General features: G+C 73.5%; 6 protein-coding genes and 1 other RNA gene. All 7 read right to left on the bottom strand.

What is annotated here, in order from left to right; translation table 11 throughout:
• Positions 1–218: 218 nt before the first annotated feature.
• The 7 genes from rpiA to EDC50_RS15385 all read right to left on the bottom strand — a co-directional run bounded on the left by rpiA (position 219) and on the right by EDC50_RS15385 (position 7,594).
• Positions 219–881, bottom strand: a complete 663-nt coding sequence (gene rpiA / locus EDC50_RS15415; protein WP_123771388.1) for a ribose-5-phosphate isomerase RpiA — start codon at positions 879–881, stop codon at positions 219–221.
• A gap of 125 nt (positions 882–1,006) precedes the next feature.
• Positions 1,007–1,477 carry an EVE domain-containing protein gene (locus EDC50_RS15410; protein WP_123771387.1) on the bottom strand — a complete coding sequence of 157 codons (471 nt, stop codon included), beginning with the start codon at positions 1,475–1,477 and terminating at the stop codon, positions 1,007–1,009.
• Positions 1,474–2,076: a 5-formyltetrahydrofolate cyclo-ligase gene (locus EDC50_RS15405; RefSeq protein ID WP_123771386.1), complete on the bottom strand. Its 603-nt coding sequence runs from the start codon at positions 2,074–2,076 to the stop codon at positions 1,474–1,476. The genes EDC50_RS15410 and EDC50_RS15405 overlap by 4 nt, the downstream gene beginning before the upstream one ends.
• Positions 2,077–2,187: 111 nt before the next feature.
• Positions 2,188–2,374: non-coding RNA, 6S RNA (gene ssrS / locus EDC50_RS15400), on the bottom strand.
• A gap of 91 nt (positions 2,375–2,465) precedes the next feature.
• A complete protein-coding gene (locus EDC50_RS15395; protein WP_123771385.1) occupies positions 2,466–2,768 on the bottom strand; it encodes a cell division protein ZapA in 303 nt (100 codons plus the stop codon).
• Positions 2,765–2,986, bottom strand: coding sequence for a TIGR02449 family protein (locus tag EDC50_RS15390; RefSeq protein ID WP_123771384.1), 222 nt, complete (start codon positions 2,984–2,986; stop codon positions 2,765–2,767). The genes EDC50_RS15395 and EDC50_RS15390 overlap by 4 nt, the downstream gene beginning before the upstream one ends.
• Before the next feature lie 30 nt (positions 2,987–3,016).
• Positions 3,017–7,594 carry an EAL domain-containing protein gene (locus tag EDC50_RS15385; protein ID WP_123771383.1) on the bottom strand — a complete coding sequence of 1,526 codons (4,578 nt, stop codon included), beginning with the start codon at positions 7,592–7,594 and terminating at the stop codon, positions 3,017–3,019.
• Positions 7,595–7,667: the final 73 nt, after the last annotated feature.

The raw sequence follows: 7,667 nt of genomic DNA, 5'->3' as shown, positions 1-7,667 counted from the left end.
CGGGAAACGGTTGCGCGGGTTTCCTAGGCCAGGCGGCCGTTCGCGGGCGTTTTCCGCGCGTCGGGACCGCCGGCGCCGGATCGCTCCGCGCCCGGACCGCAGGCCCGGCGGTCTCCGCCTGGCTGCGGAGAGGCGGCTTGCGCGGCGCCAGGCACTCCGGATGCTCCAAGGCGTTCCGGGCGCGGCGCGCGCCCGCAAGCGGGAGCGGCGGCGCCGGGTCAGAGCACCTGCGGCGGCTCGCCGCCGACGATCACCACGTCGGCGGGGCGGCGCGCGAACAGGCCGACGCTGACCACGCCGGGGATCTGGTTGAGCTCGCGCTCGACCGCCACCGGATCGACGATGCGCAGGTTGTGCACGTCGAGGATCCAGTTGCCGTTGTCGGTGACCACGCCGCGGCCGTCGCCGTCCTGGCGCCAGACCGGCTGGCCGTCGGTCAGCGCCTGGATCCGGCGCGCGACCAGGCTGCGCGCCATCGGGATCACCTCGACCGGGAGCGGGAACCGGCCGAGCACGTCGACGCGCTTGCTCGGATCGACGATGCAGACGAACCGGACGCTGGCCTCGGCGAGGATCTTCTCGCGCGTCAGCGCCGCGCCGCCGCCCTTGATCAGGCGCTTGTGCGGATCGCATTCGTCGGCGCCGTCGACGTACAGGCCGAGCGGGCCGACCGCGTTGAGGTCGAGCACGTCGATGCCGTGCTCGCGCAGGCGGCGGGTGCTCTGCTCGGAGCTGGAGACGGTGCCGGCGATCCGGTCCTTGATCCGGGCCAGCGCGTCGATGAAGTAGGCGACGGTGGAGCCGGTGCCGACGCCGACGATGCCGCCGTCCTCGACGTATTCGATGGCTTTTTCGGCGGCTTGGCGCTTGGCTTCGGTCATGGCTTCGGATCGGGTGGTGGAGATGGGGGACGTATGCCGGGACGGGACGCCCTTCGGCGCGCATCCGTCGAACCACGGCGGGCGCAGCGCGTAGCGGCGCCGCCCCCGCGGCGGAAAGACGCGGGTCATTCCAGCGACAGCAGGTACTTCCACTGCGCGGCCGAGACCGGGAACACCGACAGCCGGTTGCCGCGGCGGACCAGCGCGAAGTCCTCGCCGAGCCGGTCGGCGTGGCGCTTGATCTCCTCGAGCGTGACCGTGCGCGCGAGCTTGCGCTCGAACGCGACGTCGACCAGATACCAGCGCGGCTGCTCGCGCGTGCTCTTCGGGTCGTAGTAGTCGGACTTCGGATCGAACTGGGTCTCGTCCGGGTAGGCCTCGCTGGCCACCGTGGCGGTGCCGACGATGCCGGGCTCGGCGCAGTTGGAGTGGTAGAACAGCACGCCGTCGCCGACCTTCATGCCGTCGCGCATGAAGTTGCGCGCCTGGTAGTTGCGCACGCCGTTCCAGGGTTCCACCCCGACGCGCTGCAGGTCGTCGATCGAGAACGTGTCCGGCTCGGACTTCATCAGCCAGTGGCGGCGGCGAGCGGTCATGCGGCGGCGATGCGGAAGTCGTAGGTGGCGGATTCGGTGCAGACCGCGTCGAGGGCGACGTCCCAGTCGGCGCGGTCGAGCGCGTCCACGCGCTGCAGCTCGAACGCGGCGCCGACCAGCCATGGCGGCGCCGGTCGGTCGCGGCGGAAGGCGAAGCTGCGATCGTACCAGCCGCCGCCCATGCCGAGCCGGTGCCCCGAACGGTCGAAGCCGACCAGCGGCGCGACCACGAGCTGCATCCGTTCGGGGTCGAGCAGCGAGGAGGGCGCGACGTCGGGCTCGGGGATGCCGAAGCGGTTGGCCACGAGCGCATCGCCCGCGCGCCACGGCGCGAAGCGCAGGCGGCCGTCGGCGTGCAGCACCGGCAGGCAGTAGACGCAGCCGGGCGGCAGGCGCAGTTGCCACATGTGCAGCGCGATCTCGCCGTCGCCGGCCCAGTAGCCGGCGACGTAGCCGGCGCTGGGGGCGAACGGCAGCGCGAGCAGGCGCTCGGCCAGGCGCTCGGCGGCGGCGATGCGTTCGCCGGCGGCCAGGCCGCGGCGGCGGTCGCGAAGTGCGCGGCGCAGCGCCGCGCGATCAGCCGTGAGGCGGGCCGTCATGCGGCGCGAATTCCCGTGCTGGTGGCGGGCCGGCAGGCCCGCGCGGGGCGGACCCGCGCGAGCGGGCCCATGAGGAAACGGGCGCGAAGCCGCGCCCGTTCCGGAAAAGAAAAGTCCTCCGCCGATGGCGATGCTTGCGAAACGACCTTGAACCCGGGGTTCAAGTGGGGGCGCTTGGAGGCCGTCGGGCTTTCCGCTGCGAGGCGGACCTGCACTCCGGGCTTCCGCCGCGTCCCCGAGGTCGTCATTAAGGGACAAGGCGAATGTTTGCGCACGCTGTCGCGCACAGCAGAGGACGTGGCGGAAGTATAGCGCGTGGACGCGGACGTGCGCGCCCGCTCGTCGTCGCGGTGGGTGGGGATTCAGCGCCGGCGCGCGCGGCCGCGGCGTCAGCGCGCCGGTGCTTCGAACAGGTCGTCGAGGCGGCGGTGCAGGTCGCTGAGCGTGCGCGCCAGTTCGCGGTCGCGGCCTTCGTGCTCGCTGCGCAGCTGTTGCAGGTCGTGGGCGAAATTGAGCGCGGCCAGCACCGCGATGCGGTCGATGCCCGCCATGCGGTTGTTGCCGCGGATCTCGCGCATCTTCGCGTCGAGCATCCGCGCCGCGGCGAGCAGGCCTTCGCGTTCGCCGGGTTCGCAGCCGACCGTGTACTCGCGGTCGAGCAGGCGGATGTTGACCGGTTCGGTCGCGCTCACGTGTGCTGCTCCAGGGACTTGAGCCGCGCGATCATCGCCTCGACCCGCGCGCGCGCCTGCTCGTTCTTGGCCAGCAGCGCCGAGCGCTCGCCGATCAGCTGCTCCTGCTGCTGGCGCAGGCTGCGGTTCTCCTCGGCCAGGCGCCGGTTGCGCTCGGCCAGCTGCTCGACGCGGGCGGCCAGCGAGCGCAGTTGGGCGAGGAGGTCGGCGTGGTCCATGGCGGCACGATAGCAGGGCGCCGGAGGCGGTCAAGTCGCCGCGTTCACGGACGCGGCCGGGTCCGCGGCGCGCGGCGTCCAGGCGCGGATGAAGCCCAGGCAATGGGCCGCCTCGAGCGGCCGCGCCAGCCAGTAACCTTGGATCTCGTCGCAGCCGTGGCCGCGCAGGAAGCGTACCTGGGCCTCGGTCTCGACGCCTTCGGCGATCACGTTCAGCCCCAGCGAATGGGCCATGGTGATCACGGTGGTGGTGATGGCCTCGTCGTCGGCGTCGCGGGTCAGGTCGCCGATGAACTCCTTGTCGATCTTCAGCGTGGTGATCGGCAGGCGCTTGAGGTAGGCGAGCGAGGAGTAGCCGGTACCGAAGTCGTCCACCGCCAGGCCCACGCCGAGCGCGCGCAGCGCGTCGAGCGTGGCCGAGGTCTGCCCGGCGTTGGCCATGATCACGCTCTCGGTGAGCTCCAGCTGCAGCATCTCCGGCGGCACGCCGCTCTCGACCAGGGCGCGCGCGACCTGCTTGGGCAGGTTGCCGCGCAGCAGCTGCAGCGCGGACACGTTCACCGCCATGGTCAGCTGGTCGAGGCCGTTCAGGCGCCAATGCTTGAGCACGCCGCAGGCCTCGCGCAGAGCCCACTCGCCGATGTCGAGGATCATCCCGCTCTCCTCGGCCAGCGGGATGAACTGTGCCGGCGAGACCTCGCCCAGCTCGGGGCTGCTCCAGCGCAGCAGCGCCTCCACCCCGGTGATGCGGCCCCGCGCCAGCGACAGCTTGGGCTGGAACACCAGGCGCAACTCGTTGCGGTCGAGCACGGTGCGCAGTGCCGCCGACACCGTGGCGCGGCTGCGCGTCTCCACGTCCATCGCTTCGGTGTAGCGCATGTAGGTGCGGCGGCCGGCGGCCTTGGCCTGGTACATCGCGGTGTCGGCGTGCTTGAGCAGGTCGGTCGGCACCAGGGCGTGGTCGGGGTACAGGCTGATGCCGATCGACGGCGAGATCACCACGTCGTGGCGCGGCTCGAGATCCAGCGGCGCCTCGAACGCGGCGAGGATGTTGCGCGCGACCTGCTCGGCCTGCTCGGGGCCGGCGAGGTTCTCCAGCACCACGGTGAATTCGTCGCCGCCCAGGCGCGCGACGGTGTGCTGGCGGCCGACCGCCTGCTGCAGGCGGATCGCCGCGGCACGCAGGATGCGGTCGCCGGCGGCGTGGCCGAGCGAGTCGTTGATGTCCTTGAACCGGTCCAGGTCGAGGAACAGCATCGCGATGCGGCTGCCCTGGCGACGCGCGCGCACGATCGCGCGCGACAGCCGTTCCGAGAGCAGCGCGCGGTTCGGCAGGCTGGTCAGGGTGTCGTAGTTGGCGAGGTAGCGCAGCTCCTGCTCGGCGCGCTTCTGGTCGGTGATGTCGCCGAGCACGGACACGTACAGGCCCTGGCGGCCGCCGGCGTCGAGCACCACGCTGCCCTGGAACCAGCACAGGAACTCCTCGCCGTCCTTGCGCTGCTGCCAGATCTCGCCGCTCCAGCGGCCGTTGCGCTGCAGTTCGCTGCGCACGTGCTGGTAGAACGCGGGATCGTGCTGGTCGCTGTCGAGGATCCGGGTCGGCTGGCCGATCACCTCGGCGTCGGTGTAGCCGGTCATCCGGGTGAAGGCGGGGTTCACCGAGACGAAACGGAACTCGCGGTCGAACACCGCCACTGCCTCGGCCATGCTGTTGAGCACCTGCGCGGCGATGCGGCGGTCGCGCTCGGCGCTGCGGTTGGCGGTGACGTCGCGGGCGGTGCCGGCCACGCGCAGGGCGCGGCCTTGGGCGTCGCGCTCGACCACGCGGCCGCGCGCGCGCACCCAGATCCAGCGCCCTTCGCGGTCGCGCACGCGGTGCTCGGACAGGAACCGCGGCGAGGCGCCGCGCAGGTGCTCGCGCAGCCGCGCCATCACCTGCGGCCGATCGTCCGGATGGATGTCCAGCTCGGATTCGATCAGGCTCTGCAGGTCCACGCCCGGCACCGCCGCCGCCGCGCCCTGGGCCTCGTCGATGCGCATCCGGTACAGCCGGCGCCGGGCCAGGTCGAAGTCCCAGAACTGCTCGCCGGAGGCCCACAGCGCCAGCTTGAGGCGCTCCTCGCGTTCGCGGATCTGGCGGAAGTAGCCGCGCTCGCGCTGCCGGTTCAGATGCATCCGCCAGACGGCAACGGCGAGCGCGGCCAGCAGCAGCAGCGCCGCGCCGAGCAGCACCAGGGGGTGGCGCCACAGCGGCGGCGCCACCCGTACCGGGATGCGCAGGGTCTGCGACGACCACAGGCCATCTCGATTGGTGGCCTGCACCAGCAGGGTGTAGCGGCCGGACGGCAGCCGGGTGTAGGCGATCTCGCTGCGGGTGCCGTTGTCGATCCAGTCCGGATCGAAGCCGTCCATGCGGTAGCGGTAGCGGGTGCCGGCGGTCGGGGCGAAGTCGAGGCTGCCCACGCGCAGGCGCAGCAGGCCGGCGCCGTCGGGGATGTCCAGCCGCGCCGGCCGCCATTGCGTGCCGAGCGCGTCGTCGCCGCTGCGGGTGCCGATGCTGGCGCCGAGCAGGCGCAGCGGCGGCGCCTCGCCGGCGTCGACGATCCGCCGCGGGTCGAACAGGTTGAAACCGCGCACGCCGCCGAAGGCGATGCGGCCGTCGGCCAGGCGCGCGGCCGAGCCGCCGTGGAACTCCAGGTCCTGCAGGCCGTCGGCGAGGCCGTAGCGGCGCGTCTCGCCGGTGGCCACGTCCAGGCGCAGGATGCCCGCCTGGGTGCTGAGCCAGAGCCGGCCGGCGGGCCCTTCGGCGATCGCGTAGACGATCGGTACCGGCATCCGCGCGCCGAACGCGCCGGCGAGCGGATCGGCGAAACGGATGCGGCCGCCGGCGCCTTCCTCGAGCCGGGCGAGGCCGGCATGGGTGCCGACCCAGAGCGTGCCGCGGCCGTCCACGTACAACGCGCGGATCCGGTTGCCGGGCAGGCCGCCGGGCGCGTCGGCCTCGGCGCGGAAATGGCGCAGGCGGCCGCTGGCGGGGTCGAGCAGGTCGAGGCCGTCGCCGGTGCCGAACCAGATGCGGCCGCGGCGGTCCTCGGCGATCGCGTGCACGACCGGATGGCCGAGGCCGTCGCCGTTCTCGCCGAAAGGCCAGTGACGCAGCGCGCCGCTGTCGGGCCGGTAGTGGAAGGCGCCGTCGTGGCTGCCCAGCCACAGGGTGCCGTCGCGGGCGCGCAGGATCGTGCGCAGCGCCTTGCCGTCGAGCCCGCGCGCCGGGACGCGCTCGATGCGGCGCCGGCGCGGGTCGAGGCGGAACAGGCCGGCGTCGGTGGCCAGCCACAGCAGGCCGTCGCCGGCCGGGGCGAAGCCGGTGACGTGCGGCGGCGGCCGGCCCGGGGGGACGGCGGCGGCGAACAGGCCGCCAAGGTCCTCGAAACGGTCCGCTTCGATCCGGTAGCGCAGCAACCGCGCGTTGTCGGTGCCGACCCAGAGCGCGCCGTCTCCGGCCTGGGCGAGCGCGCGGACGCTGCCGGCCGACGCCGGCGTGCCCGCCTCGCGCTGCAGGTCGAACACGTAGCGAAAGCGAGTGCCGCGCGGGTCGGCGACGGCGACGCCGCGGAACTGGCCGCCGACCCAGAGCATGCCGCCGCGGTCGACCAGCAGCGCGCCGATCGAATCGTCGTGCAGGCTGGCCTCGATCCGCGGCTCCTCGCGCACCTCGATCGCTGCGCCGCTGGCCGGGTCGAAGCGGCGCAGGCCGCGGCCGGGCACCGCGAACCACAGCCGCCCGTCCGGCGCCTCGACCAGCGAGCGCACCGCGCTGGCCTTCGGGTCCGCGGTGGCCGCCTGCGGCCAGGCCCGGATCAGGTCACGGCCGTTGCTGTGCAGCCGGAACAGCCCGTCGCCGCGGCCGAGCCACAGCCGCCCGGCGCGGTCGCGCAGCAGCGACAGCACCGGAACCTCCGGGCCGACCCGCTGCGGCCGGTCGCCGGCGCCGATCCGGAACAGGCCGAGCCGGCAGCCGTACCAGACCTGGCCGTCGGCGCCGGCGAGCAGCGCCTGCGGCGGCGTCGGTGCCGGCGTCGGCGAGGGGAAGCGCAGCAGGGTCTCGCGCCGGCCGGTACGCGGGTCGAAACGCTCCAGCCCGGCGGCCGTGCCCACCCAGACCCGGCCGCGGTCCGGCAGCAGCGCGACCACCTGGCGATGCAGGTGCTGCGGCCCGGCGGAGGCGTAGCGGCGGATGCGGCCGTCGGCCAGGTCGAGCCGCGCCAGGTATTCGTTGTAGGTACCGACCCACAACGCGCGCTTGCCTTCCAGCGCCAGGGCGGTGACGAAGCTGTCGGGCAGCGAGGCCGGATTGCCCGGCTCGTGCAGGTACGGCTGGTAGCGCTGCCCGTCGTAGCGGTGCAGCCCGGCCTGGGTGCCGACCCAGACGAAGCCCTCCGGGTCCTGCGCCAGCGCCGTCACCGTGTTCTGCATCAGCCCGCGGTCGCTGCCTAGGCGGGCGAAGTAGAAATCGCGGGTGGCGGCCGCCGCCGGGAGCGCCAGCAACCACGACGCGAGCGCCAGGCAGGCCAATCGAGCGGCGGCGACGGAAAGGGGCGGGCGCACGGGCACCGGAGCGGTGAGACGGTACGCAGCAGTGTCGCAAGCGCCGTTGCCGGCAACAAGCGCGAACCGCGTG

This window comes from Vulcaniibacterium tengchongense (assembly GCF_003814555.1).
GTDB classification, from domain to species: Bacteria; Pseudomonadota; Gammaproteobacteria; order Xanthomonadales; family Xanthomonadaceae; genus Vulcaniibacterium; species Vulcaniibacterium tengchongense.
The sequence above is the reverse complement of the archived record's forward strand: the minus strand, read 5'-3'. Positions and strand labels throughout refer to the sequence as shown.

Bases quoted from the DNA above. Each gene is read 5' to 3' on its own strand.
- rpiA (WP_123771388.1), bottom strand. From the start codon at position 881: ATGACCGAAGCCAAGCGCCAAGCCGCCGAAAAAGCCATCGAATACGTC.
- EDC50_RS15410 (WP_123771387.1), bottom strand. From the start codon at position 1,477: ATGACCGCTCGCCGCCGCCACTGGCTGATGAAGTCCGAGCCGGACACG.
- EDC50_RS15405 (WP_123771386.1), bottom strand. From the start codon at position 2,076: ATGACGGCCCGCCTCACGGCTGATCGCGCGGCGCTGCGCCGCGCACTT.
- EDC50_RS15390 (WP_123771384.1), bottom strand. From the start codon at position 2,986: ATGGACCACGCCGACCTCCTCGCCCAACTGCGCTCGCTGGCCGCCCGC.